This window comes from Methylorubrum sp. SL192 (genome assembly GCF_026672325.1).
GTDB classification, from domain to species: Bacteria; Pseudomonadota; Alphaproteobacteria; order Rhizobiales; family Beijerinckiaceae; genus Methylobacterium; species Methylobacterium extorquens.
Window position 1 is genome coordinate 2,670,320 of sequence record NZ_JAPPQV010000003.1, and the last position, 18,839, is coordinate 2,689,158.

The following is an 18,839-nucleotide window of genomic DNA, read 5'->3' on the forward strand; positions in this document are numbered from 1 at the left end:
GCTGGATACGCGCGCCGTCCCCCGTCCAATCCTTCCGGGACCGCCGGCTTAAGGCTAGGCTTCCGCCCGAAAAGCGATGCTGTCCCGCCGGTCACGGCAGGATACGCGTCCCCGAGCGTCCCCCCGGCGCCGGCCTCCATCCCGCGAAAGAGCCTAATGCCCCTGCGGTCGAACCTTCGTCCCGGCGTTTCCCGTCTCGCGCTCGCCGCCGCCCTGCTCGCCGGGTTGGCCGGCTGCGGCGACGTGGTGCTCACCGACGGCGGCGCCCTCTCGCGCCGCGACCAGTTCGTGGCCAGCGACGCCGTCGCCTCCGAGTCCAAGCTGTTCATCGATCCGACCCTGCCGCAGACGGTGCGCACCGTGCGCATCGTCCCGACCGTGTTTTCCGAGGCGGTCTCCGGCCCCGGCCTGTCGCCGGTGGAACGGCGCCTGATCGCCAACGCCGCCGACCGGGCGCTCTGCTACGACCTCTCGCTGCGCTACGACGTGGTGTCGTCGGGGCGCGCCGACCTCACCGTCCGCTCGGCGATCACGCGGGTCGATCTCACCAACATTCCGGCCTCCGGCGCGACCGTCGCCGCCACGACGGCGATCTCGGTGGCTGGCCAAGTCGGCATCGGCTTCGCCAACACCCTGGGCCGGGTGCCGGTGCCGCGGCTGCCGATCGGGCTCGGCAGCCTGACCATCGAATCCGAGGCGCTCGACGCCCGCAACCGCCAGCGCGCGGCGATGATCTGGGCGGGTGCGGCCAACTCCTTCACCAACCAAGCCCGCTTCTCGGCCGCCAGCGACGCCTACGATCTCGCCGGCGAGTTCGGCCAGGATTTCGGCTCCTACCTCGCCACCGGCAAGGATCCGTTCAAGGGCGAGCTGCAGCTCCCGACCTACGACCGCATCCGCATCACCACGTTGGGCGAGGCACCCCTCGACCCGGATTGCGAGGCCTTCGGCCGGGCGCCCGGCTTCGACGGCATCCTCGGCGACATGGTCGGCCTGCCGCCGGAATGGACCGACAAGGGGCCGGGCGTCTCCGCCGCGCGCTAGCGCGGATTCCGATCGAGCGCGTCGAACCAGCGTGCGCCCCTCGCCCCGCCCAGCGGGGAGAGGGGCTCGGCGGAGCGCCGCGTTCAAGCCGCCTCGAACAGCGGCACCGAGCGCATCTCCGGCACCAGCACCACGCCCTTGTCGGTGATGCGGATCTGCGGGATCACCGCAAGCGGGATCAGGTTGAAGCCCATATAGGGGATGCTGCAGCCGGCCCGCTCCCAGGCGCGCTTGAGCGCCTTCACCTCATCCGCCACAGCGCCCACGCGCTTGTCGGAGAGGAGGCCCGCCACCGGCAGTGCCACCATCGCGACGACTTGGCCGTCCTCGACGACGCAGACGCCGCCTTGATGCGCGGCGATGGCGTCGAGGGCCACCCGCATGTCGGCCTCGTTCAGCCCCGCGACGATGAGGTTGTGCGAATCATGGCCGACGCTGCTCGCTACCGCGCCGCGCTTCAAGCCGAAGGCCGAGAGCAGCCCTTGGGCGACGCCGCCGGAACGGCCGTGCCGTTCGACCACCGCGACGTGGCAGAGATCGTGCGCGGCGAGCGTCGCCGCCCAATCCGCGCCGGGGGTGAGCGAGACGCGCTCATGCGTCAGCTCGATGCCCGGCAGCGTGGTGCGGATCGCGTTGACTGTGCAGGGCCCGGCGGGCAGCGCCGGGATCAGGGCGGGAACGGGATCGGGCAGGCGGACCGTGGCGTAGGCGGGGGCCGGGTAGCGGTAGGGCCGGGCCAGGGCCTCTTCGAGAAGCGGCGTCGGCCGGCGATCCTCCACCACCTGTTGCCCGCCGTACCACGTCGCCTGCGGCACGAGATCGTCGTTCAGGAGCACGAGGTCGGCCCGGCGCCCGCCACCGAGGCCGCCGACTTCGCCGTCGAGGCCGTAGCGGGTGGCTCCATGCAAAGAGCCCATCGCCCAGGCCGCGGGTTTCGGGATGCCGCGTGCCACCGCCTCGCGCACCACCCAGTCGAGGCCGAACGCGAGAAGGTCGTCGGCGTCGCGGTCGTCGGTGCAGGCGCAGACCCGCTTCCAGGCGGCGCCGTACTCGGTCACGGTGCCGATGGCCTTGGGCAGCGAGTGCCAGGGCGTGGTCGGCGGCCCCCCGCGCAGAAAGATCCAGAGGCCAGCTTCCAGGAGATCGTCGGCGATGTCGGCATCCACGGCCTCGTGGGTGTCGGTGACGCCGCTCGCGGCGTAGGCCGCCACGAAGTCACGGCCGTAGACATGGCCGGAGACCGGGCGGCCCCGCTCCAGCGCAGCGCGGATGATGGCGTGCGCCCGCTCGTCCCCGCTGGCCACCGCGACGAAATCCATCTTCTCGCCGAGCCCGATCGCCTCGGGCCAGGCATCGAACAGAGCGCCGATCTTCTCCGCCGTCAGGTCGCCGCCCGCGGTCTCGAGATCTGGGGTGGTGGCGGGCACCGTGCTCGGCACGGTCAGGAAGATGTTGAGGGGCGCCGCGCGGGCATCCTCCAGCATCCATTCCACGCCGTTCACGTCCAGCACGTTGCCGATCTCGTGGCTGTCGCAGACGATCGTGGTGGTGCCGTTGATCAGCGCGGCCTCGGCGTAGGCGCAAGCCGTCACCATGCTGCTCTCGATGTGCAGGTGCGGATCGACCAGCCCCGGCGCGATCAGGCCGCCGCGCGCATCGTAGCGCGGGGCGGCGCCGCGATGCTGGCCCGCCGGCTTCACCGCGGCGATGCGCCCGCCCGCGATCCAGATCTCGCGGTCGGGCAGGACGCGCTCGGAATAGGTCGAGAGCACCCGCGCACCCGTGATCACCAGATCGGGCTCGGCGCGGCCTGCGGCGACATCGGCGAGGCGCCGCGTCATCCGGGCCAGCGGCGCGACGGCGAAGCGGGTGAGGGGTTGGGCAGTCATCGGGGCCTTCCTTGCGCGACTCTCGGGCACGACGCGCAGGCATCGTGCCACGAAAGGAAGGCCGGGCGCAGCCGCCGGTAACGGTTAGTCCTGTTCGTCCGCCGCGTCCTTGGCGCCGGCCTCGCCGCGAAAGCCCGTGGCCAGCACGTAGAGCTCGCTCGAATCCGCCCGGCTCGCCTGCGGCTTGACGTGGCGCACGGTGGCAAAGTCGCGCTTCAGCTCGGTCAGTAGATCGCCCTCGGTGCCGCCCTGGAACACCTTGGCGAGATAGGCGCCGCCCGGCGCCAGGATCTCGCGGGCGAAGACCGCGGCGGTCTCGGCGAGCCCGATGATGCGCAGGTGGTCGGTCTTCTTGTGGCCGGTGGTGTTGGCGGCCATGTCGGACAGGACGAGGTCGGCCCGGCCGCCCAGCAGCTCGGTCAAGCGCTCGGGTGCGGAGGGATCGAGGAAGTCGAGGGTGATGAAGGTCGCGCCCGGCATCGGCTCGATCTCGAGCAGATCGATGCCGACGATGCGGCCGCTCTCGCCGAGGATCCGCGCCGCCACCTGCGACCAGCCGCCGGGGGCGGCGCCGAGATCGACGATGCGCTGTCCGGGCTTCAACAGCTTGAAGCGCTCGTCGATTTCGAGAAGCTTGAACGCCGCGCGGGAGCGATAGCCCTCGCGCTTGGCGCGGGCGACGTAGGGGTCGTTGAGCTGGCGTTCCAGCCAGCGCTTCTGGGAGAGGGTGCGCCCGCGCCCGGTCTTCACCCGCTGCTTCAGGTCGCCGCGCAGGCCCCCCGTCCCGCCTCGCCGGTCGCTCATGATCCTGTCCTCAAGCATCGGAACGCACCGATGCGCTCACAGCCGCAGGATGGTCCCTATCGCGGCGCGGCGGGTCCGTGAAGACGTTCCGTCCGGGGAGTCAGTCGCTACGGGCGCTGAGACGAGGGCCGGCCCGGCTTTCTCAGCGATACCGCCCGCGGCGCCAGACGCCGTCCTCGCGCATCATGTTCATGAGCAGGCCCTCGCGCAGGCCCCGGTCAGCGATGCGCAGGCGCTCGGACGGGAACACCCGGCGGATCGCCTCCAGGATGGCGCAGCCGGCCAGCACGAGGTCGGCCCGGTCGCGGCCGATACAGGGGTTGTCGGCGCGCTGTTCGAGACGGGTGTCGAGCAAATCCTCGATCGCGTCGCCGACCTCGTCGTCGCTCATCCAGAGGCCATCGACCCGGCGCCGCTCGTAGCGGGCGAGCCGCAGATGCATGGCCGCGAGCGTGGTCACGGTGCCCGAGGTGCCGAGCAGGTGGAAATAGGGTGCGGTGGCAGCCGCCGCAGCGCGGATTGCGAAGGGGGAGATGAGGTCGCCGACCTCCTCGACCATGCCCTCGAAGGTCCGCCGGGTGACCTCGGTGCCGCCATGGCGCTCGGCCAGCGTCACCACACCGACGGGGAGCGAATCCCAGGCGCGGATGCGCAAGGTCGGGTCGGTCGAAGGGTTGGCCGCCGCGCCGTCGAGCCATGCGATCTCGGTGGAGCCGCCGCCGATATCGAAGATCACGACCGATTCCGCCCGCGGGTCGGCGAGCGCGGCGCAGCCGGTCACGGCGAGATAGGCTTCGGTCTGCCGGTCGACGATCTCGAGGTCGAGCCCGACCTCGGCGCGCACCCGCGCCACGAACTCGGCGCCGTTGACGGCAAGCCGGCAGGCCTCGGTCGCGATCACCTTGGAGCGGGCCACCGCGCGGGACTTCATCTTGCCCCGGCAGATGCGCAGGGCCTCCACCGTGCGCTCGATCGCCGCCTCGGTGAGGCGATTGGAATTGCCCAGTCCCTCGCCGAGCCGGACGATGCGGGAGAAGGCGTCGATCACCCGGAAGCCGTTGGGCGTCGGCTCGGCGACCAGCAGGCGGCAATTGTTGGTGCCGAGATCGAGCGCGGCATAGGCGTCGCGTCGGCCGTGCCGACCGGTTTCGTAGCGTGGGGGGAAGCTCTCGATCGGGCGTCCGCCCGTGACCGTGCGGGAACCCTCCCGCGCTGTCTGCGGGTCGGCGGTGGGGCGGGCCGACACGGCGGCGGCGCTCTCATCCCTCATCGACGCGACCGAACTTCCTGGCGATGCAGCCCGGCAAGACGCCGGGCCGACGTGGCACCAAGGCTACAGGCGTTATTCAGGAACTGCAAAGGCTGGATGGCCGGCCTTACACGATTTGCCGCATGGATTGTTTCGCGAAAAGTCCCTCAACCCGGTTCCTGCCGCGGCTTAGCCGTCCCGCCGACCGTATAGCTGCGGCCCTTCCATACGGCCCGGCCGGCACGCCCGGGGCGCAGCAGCACATTCCACTGGATCGCCAATGCCGTGCCGACGGTGGCGGGGTGCAGGAGAATCGTCGCGAGCGGCTCGGCGACCCGCAGCGTGATCGCTGCCCGTGTCGCCAGCGAGACGATGACGGCGGCCGCCGCCAGAACGACGGCCGTGCCGGCGCCCAGCGCCAGGGCGGTAGCAAGGACGAGCCAGGGCAGGATATGGCCGCCGAACAGCAGCACCGTCCAGACCGGGAGCGAAGCGGGCGTCGCCATGCCCTCATGCGCGTTCTTCGAGAAGCCGGCCCAGCTCTGCGCAAAATCCCGGTACATCCGGCAGGCCGCGAGCGCGTGACCGGCGACGAGATCGGTGTGGAAGCCCTGCTCGCGGAACAGCCGGGGCAGGCGCACGCCGTCATGGAGCGAGGTGCGGATCGCGCCGTGCCCCCCGGTCCGCCGGTAGGCCGCGCGCGCGATCAGGATCATCTGCCCGCAGGCGGCACCGAGCGAGGGGCGGGGCGAGGCGCGCATCAGGGCGATCGGCAGGTAGCCGAGCATCAGGAAGTCGATCATCGGCACGGTCAGGCGCTCGCCCAGGGTCTCCATCACCTGCCGCGGCACGCCGCTGACGAGATCGGCGCCGCTCCGGACGGCATGCGCGGCGAGCGCCGCCGCGCCGTCCGGTGCCAGCGTCACGTCGGCATCGAGGAACAGCAGGCGCTCGCCCCTTGCCGCCTCGGCCAGGGCGACGCAGGCGTGGTTCTTGCCGGTCCAGCCCTCGGGCAGGGCGGGCACGGCGATCAGCCGCAGGCGCGGATCGGTGCGGGCGATGCGCCCGACGATCGCCGCGGTCTCATCGGTGGAGTGATCGTCGCCGACGATCACCTCGACCGGGACGCCGCGACTCGCGAGCGCCGCTCGCACCGTGCCCTCGATCACTGCCACCTCGTTGCGGGCGGGGATCAGGATCGAGACGAGACCGTCGCTCGGCGTGGGCTCGGGGCTGCGCAGGATCGCAAGATTGACCGCGGCCAGCCCCGCCGGAAGCAGCGCCAGCGCGAGGGCGATGATCGCGAGGACGAGGAGGGTGAGTGTCATCGGGTCCGCGTCTCCTCGGAATCGCCGTCCCGGTGGCCCGGCTCGAAGCGGCGGCCGGTCAGCACCGCCGCAAGCCGCCGCCAGCCGTCATACACGCCGCCGACCCCGCGCCGACCCGCCAGCAGCGTCTCGAACCGAGCCGGATCGCGGGCGATCACGTCGGCGGAGAGCCGGTCGAGGGTCGCGGTCAGCACCGTCTCCATCCGGGCGAGGCGCTCCGGGCGGGGCAGGGCGAGCAGTTCGGCGGCGGTGAGCGGTTGGCCGAAGGCGAGGAAGGCCTCCGCCCCGCGCTCGTCCCAGAAGGCGTATTCCACGGCCAGCGGCAGGAAGGTCGCCTCGGGTGCCATCTCGGCCAGCCGCGCGACGCCGGGCTTCAACCCCAGCGGGCGGGCCCGCACGTCGGCAAAGCGCCCTTGCGCCGTGATCCAGATCGCGCGGTTCGGCGCAGCCAGGATCGCGCGGGCGGCGGACAGAAATTGCGCACCGCCCCGCACGCTGTCGAGATCGACGGGGAAGGCGCCCAACCTCCGGAAGATGCCGTACTTCTCCAGCATCGCCGCATCGATCGGCGCGAAGCTCTCGCGCCCCGGAAACAGGCGGTCGGCCGCCACGATCAGGATCGCCGCATCCCACCACGCCGGATGGTTGGCGTAGATCACCAGCGGCGCCGTGCCTGTCCCGTCAGCCGGAACGCCCCAGCGGGCCAGCCGCAGGGCGTTCAGGTGGCGCCGCACGAAGCGGTCGAAATAAGCGGCCATGAACCGCCAGAGCCGGGCCGAGCGCTCGGGCGGAAGCGGTTTGCCCCGCGCCATGTCGAATAAACTCAGGCGGTCTTGCGCAGCTCCGGTTCTGCACGGCCGCGCAGGTCCTGATCGAGGGCGTCGGCCGCGATCCAGCCCGACATCATCACCATCGGCATGCCCGGCCCCGGATGGGCGGCACCGCCCGCGAGGTAGAGGCCGCGCACTTCCCGCGAGCGGTTGCCGGGCTTGAACGCGCCCATCATCCGCCCGTGCGAGGCGAGCCCATAGATCGCGCCGTTGAGCACCTTGTAGCGGTCGTGGATGTCCTGCGGGGTGAGGTGGCGCTCGACGACGATGCGCTCCTCGAGATCCGGCATGCCGCCGGTGCGCTTGAGCTTCTCCAGGATCGTCCGGCGATAGGCCGGAAACATCTTCGACCAGTCGTGGTGCGGCCGAAGATACGGCGTGTGGACGAGGACGTAGAGCGCCTCGCCGCCCTCGGGCGCCACGCTCGGATCGGTGGAGGAGGGGGCGGCGAGGTAGGCGGTCGGGTCGGGGGCCGGCTCGCCCTTGCGGTAGATGAAATCGAACTCCTCCTCCGGGTCGCGGGAGAAGACGAAATCGTGGTGGTTCAGGTGCTCGTAGCGCTTGTTCAGGCCGAGATAGAGCACCACGCCGGAGCAGGCCGGCTCGAAGGACTTCTTCTCGTAGGACTTGCCGACCTCGCCGCCGACAAGTTCGCGGTAGGTGCGCACCGAATCCATGTTCGAGATCACGGCATCATAAGGCGTGATGCCGTCGCGGGTGCGCAGGCCGCGGAGCTGGCCCGCGGCGATGTCGAGGCCCAGCACCTCGTCGGCGGGCTTCATCGTGGCGCCGAGTTCGGTGGCGAGCCGCATCAGCCCCTCGGCCACCGCGCGGGTGCCGCCCATCGGGTACCACACGCCTTCGGCCGTCTGCATGTGGGCGATGGCGCAGAGCACCGCCGGCGCGCCGTAGGGCGAGGAGCCGACATATTGCACGAAGTGGTCGAGCATCTGCGCGAGGCGCGCATCCTTGACCTTGCCGCGGATCGTGCTCGCGACGGTGGCGTGCATGCGCAGGCTCAGCACGTCGCGGAGCGTGCCGGGGTTCATGTTGGCGCGCAGGTCGATCGTGTCGAACAGATCCTGCACCGCCTTCCAGAAGAAGAACCGCTCGGAGACGCCGTGCAGATGCTCGGAGACCGCGATGAACTTCTTGTAGCCGTCACCCGCCCCTTGCCCGGGCGCGAACCGGTCCATGGAGGCGGCCATGGCATCCACGTCCTCGATCAGATCGACGCGCGAGCCGTCATCGAAGAAGCAGCGCCATTGCGGGTCGAGGCGGCGCAGATCCATGTAATCGTGCACCGAACGCCCGGCCTCGGCGAAGATGCGCTCCAGCACGCGCGGTACGGTGAGGATGGTCGGGCCCATATCGAAGCGGAAGCCGCCCTCGTGCAGCACCGCGGCCTTGCCACCCATCCAGTCGTTCTTGTCGTAGACCGTGACGCGATGGCCGCGCGCGGCCGCCACGCAGGCCGAGGCCAACCCACCGAGCCCGCTTCCGACGACCGCGACCGAAGAACCCTGGCTCATTGGAAACGCGTCTCCCGCGCGGCCTGAAAAAGAAGGCCGTTAAAGCGAAGCTAGATGCGGGACCGGGCGGGTCAACGTGCCACCCGGTCGCGCTCGGTTCATTCCACGCCGCGGGCTGTGGACAGAGACGCGAGAAAATTGCCGATTTCCCGGCGCCGCTGCGCGGATTCGAGCACGTCGTTACCGATCCCGAGGCGCCACGCGCGATGGCGGCGGGTGGCGCCCTCGCTCCCGTCGAGATCCGAAATCTCGCCGGCATAGGCCTCGACCGCGGCGTGATCGGCAGCCAGCCCGGCGGAGACGACCGCATCGGCGCTCAGCCGCAGCATCGCAGCCAGTTCGTCGAGGTCGGTTTCCGGGTGGTATTGCGTGCCCCAGAACAGCCCGCGCCCGTAGCGGATCTCGATCGCCTGCACGTCGAGCATGGCGTTCGCCGCAAGCACCCGCGCGCCGGACGGGGCGCCGACGACGGCATCGAGATGGATCGCGGGTGCGTCCCAGGCGGGAGCGCGACCGGCCAAGAGCGGGTGAACGGCCCCGTCACCCGTGGCCGTGAGGCGCCGGGCGAAACCGTATTCCGGCCCGCGCGGATTCTCGCCGACATCCCCGCCCGCGATCGCCGCGGCGACCTGCATGCCCCAGCACGAGCCGAAGACTGGCAGCCCGGCCTCCAGCGCCGCGCGCATCAGGTCGAGCTGGCGCCGCACCGCCGGCCCGCCATCGGCGAGCCGCAGGGTGGAGCCGGTGAGCACCATCCCGTCGAACCCGGCGAGATCGGACCCGATCGCGGCCTCGGCATCGGCCGGGTTCACCAGCGTGCAGGCCGCCTCGGGCGCGAGATCGGCCACGACGCTGGCGAAGGCCTGCGAGGTGGTTTGGCCGACGGCGGCCTCGCGCTTCGCACGGCCGTCGCGGTCGTTGCCGTCGGCGATCAGCAGGCGCAGCATCGCGTTCGTCATGGGGGTGGGGCGGCTCGGAGAGAGACAGGTCGGGGGCGTTGCCTCTGCCCGATCCGCGCGCCCGGGTCGCGGGCGCAGGTCGCCGCAGGGCGATCCGCCTCAGACCGTTCTCCGGCCCACCACCCCGACCGCGACCCCCAGACCCACGGCCGCCAGGGCCGCCAGCACGCCCCAGGCCGGTAGCGCCGCCGCCGCGCCCTCGCCGAGGGCCGCCTGATAGGCCTCGATCGCCCAGGCGTTGGGCGTGAGCCAGCCGGCCTGCTGCAACCAGGGGGGCATGAGGAAGCGGGGCACCATGCTGCCGCCCACCGCCGAGAGCAGCAGCACGCCGAAGGTCGCGGCCAGATGCGCCTGCTGACGTGTGGCCGAGAGCGAGCAGGCGGCGAGCGCGAGGCCGGCCGCCATGGCCGAGACGAGGATCGAGGTGACGAGCCAGCCGATCCAGTGGCCGGACACATCGACGCCGTGCAGAAGCGCGGCGGCGGAAAAGATCAGTCCGGCCTGGACCACGCCCTGGCCGAGCAGGAACAGGAATTTGCCCAGCACGATCACCGGCAGGCCGCCGGGGCCGGCGGCGAGGCGGTCGGCCAGCCCGCCCTCGCGCTCGTCCACCAGGGAGAGCGCCCCCTGCATTGCCGCGAACAGCAGGAACACGGCGGCGATGGCGCCCGCATAGTAGCTCACCCGCTCGTTGCCGCGCCCGCTCGCGGTGGTGCGGGTCTCGACGAGACGGGTGAAGGAGAACGGCTCCTTCTTCGCCCGCTGCTCGGCGAAGGCCTCGTCGAGGAAGGCGCGCTCGTCCGGCCCGATCTTGCCGGAGCGCTCCACGTCCGCGACGATGCGCGAGAGCACCACGTCGGGCAGCGCGTCGTTGAGGGCACGCTGGAGCTGGCCCAGCGCGATCGGCGTGGCAAGCGCCCGCGACGGACTCTCGATCAGCAGCACCGGCTGGCTCGCCCCCGCGCTCCCCTTGTCCGTGCCTGCCTTGTCGGGGCCAGCGGGTGCTGCGAGGTCGCTGCGCAGCACCAGGGCCACATCGACCTCGCCCCGGCGCACGGCGCGGACGGCCGCCGCCTCGTCCGCCACGTCCAGGCGGGCGATGCGCAAGGACGGCTCGGCCTCAAGCGCCGTGACAAGGCGCTGCGTGGTGGCGGTGCCCGCGAGGTCCGCAAGCCCGAGATGGATGCGGATGCGGTCGCCGATCGCGCCCGAAAAGATCGCCGCGAAGATCGCGAAGATGACGGTGGGCAGCACGAAGGCCATGGTCAGCGCCGCGCGGTCGCGCACGAGCGAGAGCCACATCACCCGGAACGCCGCCGCGATCACGCTGCGCTCTCCAGGCCCGGGCGGTCGGCGAGGCTGTCCCGGTAGAGGGTTTCCAGGCCGGGGCGGCGCACGCGGATCTCGGCCACCGGCACACCGGAGGTGCGCAGGGCGGCAAGCAGAGCCGCGCCGTCGAGCCCGCCGGCCGCACCATGGTCGGCGCGCCAGAACCGCGCGTCGCCTGCGAGCGGCGAGAAGCCGGAGCGCCGCAGGGCCGCCTCGGCGGCGGCGTCCGGGGGGCTCTCCAGCACCGCCTCGTGCTCGGGCGGGGCGGCCTCGAGCGGGCGCATCAGCGCGGCCAGGGCGCCTTCGAGCCGGATCTGTCCGTCGGCGAGGATGGCGACGCGGTCCGCGAGGCGCTCGGCCTCGGAGAAATCGTGGGTGCTGATCACGAGCCCGGCGCCCCCCGCGCGCAGGCCCGCCAGCACCGTGTGGATCGACGCCCGCGCGTCGAGATCGACCCCCTGCGTCGGCTCGTCGAGCAGGATCAGGTCGGGCTCGCTGAGCAGGCTCACGGCGATGTTGACCCGGCGCTGGTAGCCGCCCGAGAGCGTGGCGACGAGCCGCCCGGCCACCTCGGCCAGCGCGCAGCGGCCGATCGCCGCCGCGACCGCCCCGCGGCGCTCCCCCCGCTTCAGGCCGGCGAGCCGGGCGAACACGTCGAGATTCTCCGCGACGGTGAGGCGGGGATAGAGCGCGATCTCCTGCGGCACGAAGCCGATCCGCTTGCGGGTCGCCCGGTCGGCATGGGGATCGCCGCCGAGAATGCGGACGCTACCGGCATCGGGTTTGAGCCGCCCGGCCAACAGGCGGATCAGGCTGGTCTTGCCGGCCCCGTTCGGCCCGAGCAGGGCCAGCGTCGTGCCGCGAACGAGGGTGAGGTCGAGTCCGCGCAGGGCCGGACGGCTGCGATAGGCGAGGGCAGCGCCCTCGACGGAGACGAGGGGCGGGGCATCGCTGCGCATCATCCGCCCGTCAGCGCCGCGGCAAGGGACGGGCGATGCGGATCCGCACGGCGGCGCCGGGTTCGCGCAGGGCGAAGCTCGCGCTGGCAAAGTCCGGCCGAGCCCGACGCGCGACCGCGCCGGAGAAACCATAGGGCTCCAGCGGCAGGCCGAGCCCGGTCCGGTCGAGCCGGCCGTTGCCGTTCTCGTCCTGAAAGGCGGCGACCGCCCAGACGCCCGCGGGCACGTCGGTAAAGACGAAGCGCTCGGCGCCGCCGCGGACCGGAGCGCTCCGGCCGATCGGACAGGCGGCCTCGCTCAGCCCGCCCTGGCACAGGGTGACGTAGACTTCGCCCGGCCCCGGCTCGGCCCCCTCGACGATCACCTCCAGGCCTGCCGCCCGCGCCGGGCCCGTCAGCGCCGCCAGCACGGCAAGGCCCGCGAGAAACGCGGCCCGCATCAGCTCGGATCGCCCTGCGTGGCGAGCGGCGAGGTCGTCGGCAGGTCCGCCAGGATCGCGGGCGCCTTCTCCTTGGCGAGATCCTCGATCAGGAGCCGGGCCGAGATGCGCGCGCCCTCGTAGATCACCGGAAGACCGGAGCCCGGATGGGTGCCGCCGCCGACGAGGTAGAGCCCCGGCCCGAAGCGGTTATGCGGCCGGAACCACAGCATCTGCATGAGATCGTGGGCGAGGTTGAAGGTCGCGCCCTCGTGCACCGCGAATTCGTCGCGCCAGTCGCGGGGATCGACCACGCGCTCGTAGCGGATGCGGCTCTCGATGTCGGGAAGGCCGAGGAGCTTCAAGCGCTCCAGAATCAGCTTGCGGTAGGTCGGGCCGACCGTCTCCCAATCGATGCCCGCCTTCAGGTTCGGCACCGGCACCAGCACGTAGAGGGCGGTGTGGCCGGGCGGCGCCATGCCGCCATCGGTGAAGCCGGCATGCTGCACGTAGATCGAAGGCTCCATCGGCAGCGTGCCGCCGGTGATCTCCTTGATGTTGCGCTCGTATTCCTTGGCCAGCAGGATGGTGTGGTGGCCCAGGCTCTCGGGCATTTTGCCCTCGATGCCGAGGTAGAGCATGTAGGTCGAGCAGGAGAGGCGCGCCTTGCCGATCTTGGCGTCGCGCCAGCGCGGGCGCCGCTCCTCCGGCACGAGATCGCGGATCACCTTGGCGAAGTCGCCGTTCACGACCACCGCATCGGCCTTCAGAGTCTCGCCGCCGACGACCACGCCGGTGGCGCGCTTGCCCTCGAACAGGATCCGCTCGACCGATTGCCCGAGGCGGATGTCGACGCCCATGCGGCGGGCCAGCCCCGCCATCGCCTCCGAGACCGCGCCGCAGCCGCCGACCGGGTGGTAGACCCCATGCTCGTACTCGAGGAACGAGAGGATCGTGAACAGGCTCGGGCAGCGGAAGGGGCTCATTCCGAGATATTTGGTCTGGAACGAGAAGGCGAGGCGCACCCGCGGGTCGGCGAAGTAGCGCTTGAGATCCCGGTCCACGCTGCGGCCGGGATGGAGATGGGGCAGGGCGGCCAGCATCGCTGGGCTCGCCATCGACAGGATGTTGTCGAAGGGCTGCTCCAGCACCGGCTTGAAGTAGTTCAGCTTGGTCCGGTTCTCTTGGAAGAACTTTTCGACGTTCTCAGCATCGGCGGGGGCGAGGCGGGCAATCTCGGCCTTCAGCCGCGGCACGTCGCCGGTGGCGCGGATCTGCCCCGAAATGCCGCCCTCACCCTCGAAGACGAGGTTGTATTGCGGGTCGAGCCGCTCCAGCCGGACATGGTCTTCCAGGCGCTCGCCGCAGGATTCGAAGATGTCGGCGAGGATCTGCGGATAGAGGAAGAAGGTCGGGCCGATATCGAAGCGGTAGCCGCCCGGCGCCTCCACGGTCTTAGTGCGCCCGCCGACTTGGGCGTCCTTCTCGATCAGCGTGACGTGCAGTCCGGCCTTGGCCAGGAGCAGCGCCGTGGCAAGCCCGCCGGGGCCGGCCCCGACGACGATCGTGCGGCGGCCCGACAGGGTACGCAAACCTTCCCGCGACTGCAGCAACGCCCCAAGACTCCCAACCTGATATCGTCGGCGCAATCTTGGCCGGAAGCGGGCGAGGGGCAAGAGGCACGGATTGTCGCGTGCCGCCGGTCTCACCAGGTTCCAGCCGCGTTCAGGGCCGCCGCCGACGCAGCGGGAGCACGGCAGCGGCGCCGATCTGCGGCCCGGTCTCGGCGTCGAGATCGGGCACGGCAATGATCGGCGCGCCGCGCAGATCCCGGCGCATGACGATAGCGCCACGCTCCTCCAGATAGCCCAGCATGCGCCGGGCACGCCCCGCCGAGGAGGTGCCGTAGGCCTCCGCGAGCGCCGCGTCGGAGGGGCAGGGCGAACCTTCGAGCGCCGTGCGGGCGATGAGCAGGAACAGCCCGGCCAGATCCTCCGGCAGACCGGCGGCAATCTCCTGCGCCCGCTCCCAACCGGGTCCCTCGGCGGTGGCGCCCTGGACGCCGGCCCGCGCCACGGCGAGCCGCCGCTTGAACTCGGGCAGGCCCATCGCCTCGCCGCCGATCCGGCGGATACGGCAGCGGACGGTGAAATCCTGGTAGAGGGTGGCGGGGGTGCAGGCGGCAGCGTCCGAATCTGCGAGCACCGAAGCGAGGATCTCGGCCATCGCCGCCTCGCGCTCGGCCGGGTCCATCGGCTCCTCCTCCGGCAGATCGTCGCGCACCGGCGGGCGGTAATTGGCGAGTTGGACCAGCACGTCGGGGCCGGGCGCACGCACGGGCTTGGGCCGGGGGACGGGCAGAGGCCGGGCCTCTTCCTCGGCCGACGCCGTCATGATCAGGGCGCGCGCCTCCTCACCCATGGTTGGCAGGGGGAGCAGATCGGGGGCGGCGTTGCGGCTCTCGGTCACCGTCGGACCGATGGCGATCGGCAGCGGGCGCTTCGAGAGCGCCGGGCCGAGACCCACGAAATGGCCACGGGCGAGGTCGCGGAACATCTCGGCCCCGCGGCGGTCGAGGCCGAGCAGGTCGGCGGCGCGCGCCATGTCGATGTCGAGGAAGGTGCGGCCCATCAGGAAGTTCGAGGCCTCCGCCGCGACATTCTTGGCGAGCTTGGCCAGACGCTGCGTGGCGATGATACCCGCCAGCCCGCGCTTTCGCCCGCGGCACATCAGGTTGGTCATGGCGCCGAGCGAGAGGCGGCGGGCCTCGTCCGAGACCTCGCCCGCGGCGGCCGGGGCGAAGAGCTGCGCCTCGTCCACCACCACCAGCATCGGGTACCAAAGCGAGCGGTCGGCATCGAACAGCCCGCCGAGGAAGGCGGCGGCGGCACGCATCTGGTCCTCGGCGTCGAGCCCCTCCAGCGAGAGCACGACGGAGACCCGGTGCTCGCGCACGCGGGCGGCGATGCGCAGGAGTTCCGCCTCGTTGCCGTCCGCCTCGATCACGACGTGGCCGTAGCGCTCGGCCAGCGTGACGAAATCGCCCTCGGGATCGATGATCGCCTGCTGCACGAGTCCCGCGCTCTGTTCGAGCAGGCGCCGCAGCAGGTGCGACTTGCCCGAACCGGAATTGCCCTGGACGAGGAGGCGCGTCGCCAGAAGCTCCGTGAGGTCCATCATCCCGGGCTTGTCACCGGCCCGACCCAGATCGATCTCGTAGCCCATCCCGTACCCCGCTGGCGCCCGCTGCTTCTAACATGCGCCGGCCGGCCAGGGTCCGCGAGGGCCTGAGCCGTCCACAGGCGGGAGGCCGCAGGCGATCGTCAGACGCGGTAGAAGAGAACCCGACCTACCGGGCATATCTGAAGCAGGAAATCGAAATCCCTGATGTTCCGCGTCAGAACCGTGGATCCGAGCTTCAGAGCCTGGAGGAACAGCACGCAGTCGTTGAGAGCCCGCCTGCGATCATCCTTCGCATAGTTTTGATTACGGCCCAGCATCCCGGCATAGACCGCCGCCTTAGCCAGCACCTCGGCGTCGGGCGTGAAGTGGCGGTGTCGCGGCACGCCTTCGATCATGCGACCGATCTTCTCCACCGCCTCCAGGCTCCGCGGGTCGGCCGGATCGAGAGCCCCGACCGCGTACATGAGTTCCTGCACGGCAACCGCGCTGTGGTTCACGTGTCGGATCGAAATCAGATCCCTGATGGCCGGCGGGGTCTTTCCTTGAAGACCATCGATATAGACGCAGGTATCGAGCAGAAGGTCATATCCGGCCTCAGCCCGAGCGCCGACGAAGGGGAGCAGGTCGTCCGCGCGCCGGAGCAGAGGCGATGACGGCATCTGCCTCCGAAGGCGCTCCGCAACCCTGAAGCTGAAAGCCACGTCGGGCCTGTCAGAATTCGAGATCCAGGCCCGGATCCACCGTACCGTGCAACTCACGGAAAACTTGCGCGAAATTGTCCTCGACCGCGAGGTTGGCCAGGGCGAACTCGACCAGCTCCGTGTCGGACTCCAGTCCCGTCCGTGCCTTCGCACGCTCGATCAACTCGGATGAAACCCGGCCGGAGATTCGGGAATCCTTGCCGGCGGTGAGGCCGCTGGCCTGCGCGAGGGCCATCACGGCGACGACCTGCTCATGCTTGATAGCTCCCTTGCGGCGGCTTTCCTCGGAGCGCAGCTTACCCAGGCTTTCCTTTGGCATTTGCCGAGCACCCCTGCTCATCGCCGCCTCGACTGCCGTTGAACAAATTACATATTTGGGCAACATAGCCGGGGTTTAATCCAGGTTCAAGGCGCCCCTTGGGTCGGATGCGCGCTCCTGATCAGGATGAGAAACGCCGTCCGGCCAGGTGATGCAGCGCGATTGCCCCAGCCGTCGCGACGTTGAGCGAGTCGAAGCCCGGCGCCATGGCGATGCGGACGCGGCGGGCGCGGGCCATCAGCGATTCAGGCAGGCCGGGCCCCTCGGTGCCGAGCAGCAGCAGCGCGCGGGCTGGCGGCTCCAGGGCGTCGAGCGTCTCGCTGCCGCCGGGGGTGAGCGCCAGCGGCGTCAGGGCATGGCGTTCGGCGAGGTCGAGCAGCGCAGCGCCGCTCGGCGCGCGGGCGAAGGGCACGGTCAGCGCCGCGCCGGCCGAGACGCGGATCGCCTTGCGGTAGAGCGGATCGCAGGTCTCGGCGTCGAGCCAGACCGCGTAGGCGCCGAAGGCGGCGGCGTTGCGAAACAGGCCGCCGACATTGTCGTGGTTGGTCAGCCCCACCAGCCCGACGACGAGGGCCGGGGCAGGGGCGGGCGGGATCAGGGACTCGGGTGACGGCTCCTCGCCGCGCAGGCCTACCGCCAGCACGCCGCGATGGATCGGAAAGCCGGCCACCGCGCTCATCACGTCCTTGCCGGCGAGATAGACCGGCGGCCCGTCCCCACGCAGCAGATCCGCAAAGCCCGGCCAGCGCTCGGGCGCCAGCAGCACCGATTCCGCGGCAAAGCGGGCGCGGCCCGAGAACAGCAGCCGCAGAGTCACCTCGCCCTCGACGATGAAGCGGCCCTGCCGGCCCACGAGGTCGCGCTCGCGCACGTCTCGGTAGGCGGAGAGCCGCGGGTCGTCCGGATCGTCGATGGCGATGGGCTCGGGCAAAAGAGGGTCGACTTTCGCTATCGCATCGTCCTGTCCCGAAAGCCGGCAACCACCTTTCGGGACGATGCTTTAGGCGCGGCCGCCGCCCATGCGCATGGCGAGCGGATCGGCCTCTTCCTTCTTCGGCACCTTCACCAGGGCCTCGCCGTCGAGCACCACCTCGTCGCCGACGGAGCAGGTGCAGGCCAGCCGGGCGCGGCGGCGCTCGGGGATCAGTTCGGCAACCTCGACCTTCACCTCGACGATATCGCCGATGCGCACCGGCGCGCGGAAGTTCAGGGTCTGCGAGATGTAGACCGCGCCGGGTCCCGGAAGGCGGGTGCCGAGCACCGCCGAGATCAGGCCCGCGGTGTAGAGGCCGTGGGCGATGCGGGTGCCGAAGGGCGTGCGCGCGGCGAAGTGCTCGGAGAGGTGGATCGGGTTGCGGTCGCCGGTGATCTCGGCAAAGCCCACCACGTCGGAGGAGGAGATCTCCTTCTTGAGAATCTCCGTCAGTCCGACTTCGAGATCCTCGAAATAGAGCACGCGCAGTTCGGGCAACATGGTCAACGCCTCCCCGGTCCGGATCGCCGCTCGATAGGCGGCTTGGCTGTCCTTTGGCAGTTCTTTCGCCTTGCACAGCCGCGCGTGCAAATCCAGCCGGACAATGGACCGAGTGACCCGCGGCCGGGAAGGGCCTCGACAGGGCAGGGCGCCTCGGTCCATCACCGGCCCGCTTCGCCCCACCCTCGGGAACCCGCCGGTGCCTCGTCTGCCACCCTCGCCGAGCCTGCGCCCGGTCGTCGCCCGTGTGGCGGCGCTGAACCTCGGCTATTTCGGCATCGAGATCGTCGTGGCGCTGGCGATCGGCTCGGTGGCGCTGATCGCCGACAGCCTCGACTTCCTGGAGGATGCCGCGATCAACCTGCTGATCTTTGCAGGGATCGGCTGGAGCGTGCGCAACCGGGCGCGGCTCGGCACCCTGCTCGCCGGCATCCTGCTGGTGCCGGGCCTCGCCACGGCCTGGGCGGCCTACGAAAAATTCTCGGACTTCACCGCGCCGGCCCCCGTGCCGCTGACGTTGACCGGCCTCGGCGCGCTTCTCGTCAACCTCGCCTGCGCGCTGATGCTCGCCCGCCACCGCGACGGACATGGCAGCCTCACCCGCGCGGCCTACCTCTCCGCCCGCAACGATGTCGCCGCCAACGTCGCGATCATTATCGCAGGAGCCGCCACCGCGCTGACCCTCTCGCCCTGGCCCGACCTCGTGGCGGCAGGCGGCATTGCCGTCATCAACGCCGATTCCGCCTTCGACGTGCTCAAGGCCGCCCGCCGCGAATGGCGCGCCGCGGCCGAGGAGGCGGCGCAGGCCCGCGCCTGACGCT

Annotated in this window: 18 protein-coding genes; 2 read left to right on the forward strand and 16 right to left on the reverse strand. The window is 71.0% G+C overall.

The window, feature by feature from the left end; all coding sequences use genetic code 11:
* Positions 1 to 156 precede the first annotated feature (156 nt).
* Positions 157 to 1,044, forward strand: a complete 888-nt coding sequence (locus tag OVA30_RS13330) for a DUF3313 domain-containing protein (RefSeq protein WP_003603430.1) — start codon at positions 157 to 159, stop codon at positions 1,042 to 1,044.
* Positions 1,045 to 1,127: 83 nt separating this feature from the next.
* Here the strand turns inward: OVA30_RS13330 and OVA30_RS13335 are convergent, their stop codons facing one another.
* From OVA30_RS13335 to croR, 16 genes are all read right to left on the reverse strand, one after another.
* Positions 1,128 to 2,933, reverse strand: coding sequence for an adenine deaminase C-terminal domain-containing protein (locus tag OVA30_RS13335; protein WP_268175708.1), 1,806 nt, complete (start codon positions 2,931 to 2,933; stop codon positions 1,128 to 1,130).
* 84 nt (positions 2,934 to 3,017) lie between these two features.
* On the reverse strand, positions 3,018 to 3,737 hold the full coding sequence (locus OVA30_RS13340; protein ID WP_082290279.1) for an RlmE family RNA methyltransferase: 720 nt from the start codon (positions 3,735 to 3,737) through the stop codon (positions 3,018 to 3,020).
* 142 nt (positions 3,738 to 3,879) lie between these two features.
* Positions 3,880 to 5,007 (reverse strand): Ppx/GppA phosphatase family protein, encoded by a 1,128-nt coding sequence (locus OVA30_RS13345; protein WP_015951777.1) that lies wholly within the window; start codon positions 5,005 to 5,007, stop codon positions 3,880 to 3,882.
* A 146-nt stretch (positions 5,008 to 5,153) separates the two neighbouring features.
* A complete protein-coding gene (locus OVA30_RS13350; protein ID WP_268175709.1) occupies positions 5,154 to 6,314 on the reverse strand; it encodes a glycosyltransferase in 1,161 nt (386 codons plus the stop codon).
* Positions 6,311 to 7,126 carry a lysophospholipid acyltransferase family protein gene (locus OVA30_RS13355; RefSeq protein ID WP_268175710.1) on the reverse strand — a complete coding sequence of 272 codons (816 nt, stop codon included), beginning with the start codon at positions 7,124 to 7,126 and terminating at the stop codon, positions 6,311 to 6,313. The genes OVA30_RS13350 and OVA30_RS13355 overlap by 4 nt, the downstream gene beginning before the upstream one ends.
* Before the next feature lie 11 nt (positions 7,127 to 7,137).
* Complete coding sequence (locus tag OVA30_RS13360; RefSeq protein WP_003603441.1) at positions 7,138 to 8,676, reverse strand: phytoene desaturase family protein; 1,539 nt, start codon at positions 8,674 to 8,676, stop codon at positions 7,138 to 7,140.
* 98 nt (positions 8,677 to 8,774) lie between these two features.
* Positions 8,775 to 9,635: a type 1 glutamine amidotransferase gene (locus OVA30_RS13365; RefSeq protein WP_268175711.1), complete on the reverse strand. Its 861-nt coding sequence runs from the start codon at positions 9,633 to 9,635 to the stop codon at positions 8,775 to 8,777.
* A gap of 99 nt (positions 9,636 to 9,734) precedes the next feature.
* A complete protein-coding gene (locus tag OVA30_RS13370) occupies positions 9,735 to 10,961 on the reverse strand; it encodes an ABC transporter permease (protein WP_268175712.1) in 1,227 nt (408 codons plus the stop codon).
* Positions 10,958 to 11,926, reverse strand: coding sequence for an ABC transporter ATP-binding protein (locus OVA30_RS13375; RefSeq protein WP_268175713.1), 969 nt, complete (start codon positions 11,924 to 11,926; stop codon positions 10,958 to 10,960). Before OVA30_RS13375 ends, OVA30_RS13370 begins: the two co-directional genes overlap by 4 nt.
* Before the next feature lie 7 nt (positions 11,927 to 11,933).
* Positions 11,934 to 12,362 (reverse strand): DUF2141 domain-containing protein, encoded by a 429-nt coding sequence (locus OVA30_RS13380; protein ID WP_012254688.1) that lies wholly within the window; start codon positions 12,360 to 12,362, stop codon positions 11,934 to 11,936.
* Positions 12,362 to 13,954 carry a phytoene desaturase family protein gene (gene crtI, locus OVA30_RS13385; protein ID WP_268175714.1) on the reverse strand — a complete coding sequence of 531 codons (1,593 nt, stop codon included), beginning with the start codon at positions 13,952 to 13,954 and terminating at the stop codon, positions 12,362 to 12,364. The genes OVA30_RS13380 and crtI overlap by 1 nt, the downstream gene beginning before the upstream one ends.
* A 112-nt stretch (positions 13,955 to 14,066) precedes the next feature.
* On the reverse strand, positions 14,067 to 15,566 hold the full coding sequence (locus OVA30_RS13390; RefSeq protein WP_015951786.1) for a helicase HerA domain-containing protein: 1,500 nt from the start codon (positions 15,564 to 15,566) through the stop codon (positions 14,067 to 14,069).
* A 98-nt stretch (positions 15,567 to 15,664) separates the two neighbouring features.
* Positions 15,665 to 16,183 carry a type II toxin-antitoxin system VapC family toxin gene (locus OVA30_RS13395; RefSeq protein WP_268175715.1) on the reverse strand — a complete coding sequence of 173 codons (519 nt, stop codon included), beginning with the start codon at positions 16,181 to 16,183 and terminating at the stop codon, positions 15,665 to 15,667.
* Positions 16,184 to 16,235: 52 nt separating this feature from the next.
* Positions 16,236 to 16,565: a hypothetical protein gene (locus OVA30_RS13400; protein ID WP_268175717.1), complete on the reverse strand. Its 330-nt coding sequence runs from the start codon at positions 16,563 to 16,565 to the stop codon at positions 16,236 to 16,238.
* A 100-nt stretch (positions 16,566 to 16,665) separates the two neighbouring features.
* On the reverse strand, positions 16,666 to 17,475 hold the full coding sequence (locus OVA30_RS13405; protein ID WP_268175718.1) for a TrmH family RNA methyltransferase: 810 nt from the start codon (positions 17,473 to 17,475) through the stop codon (positions 16,666 to 16,668).
* Positions 17,476 to 17,544: 69 nt separating this feature from the next.
* Positions 17,545 to 18,018 (reverse strand): 3-hydroxybutyryl-CoA dehydratase, encoded by a 474-nt coding sequence (gene croR, locus OVA30_RS13410; RefSeq protein WP_003606989.1) that lies wholly within the window; start codon positions 18,016 to 18,018, stop codon positions 17,545 to 17,547.
* Between the two features lie 199 nt (positions 18,019 to 18,217).
* On the opposite strand from croR, the gene OVA30_RS13415 reads away from it, so the two are divergent.
* Positions 18,218 to 18,835, forward strand: a complete 618-nt coding sequence (locus OVA30_RS13415) for a cation transporter (protein ID WP_015823598.1) — start codon at positions 18,218 to 18,220, stop codon at positions 18,833 to 18,835.
* Positions 18,836 to 18,839 lie beyond the last annotated feature (4 nt).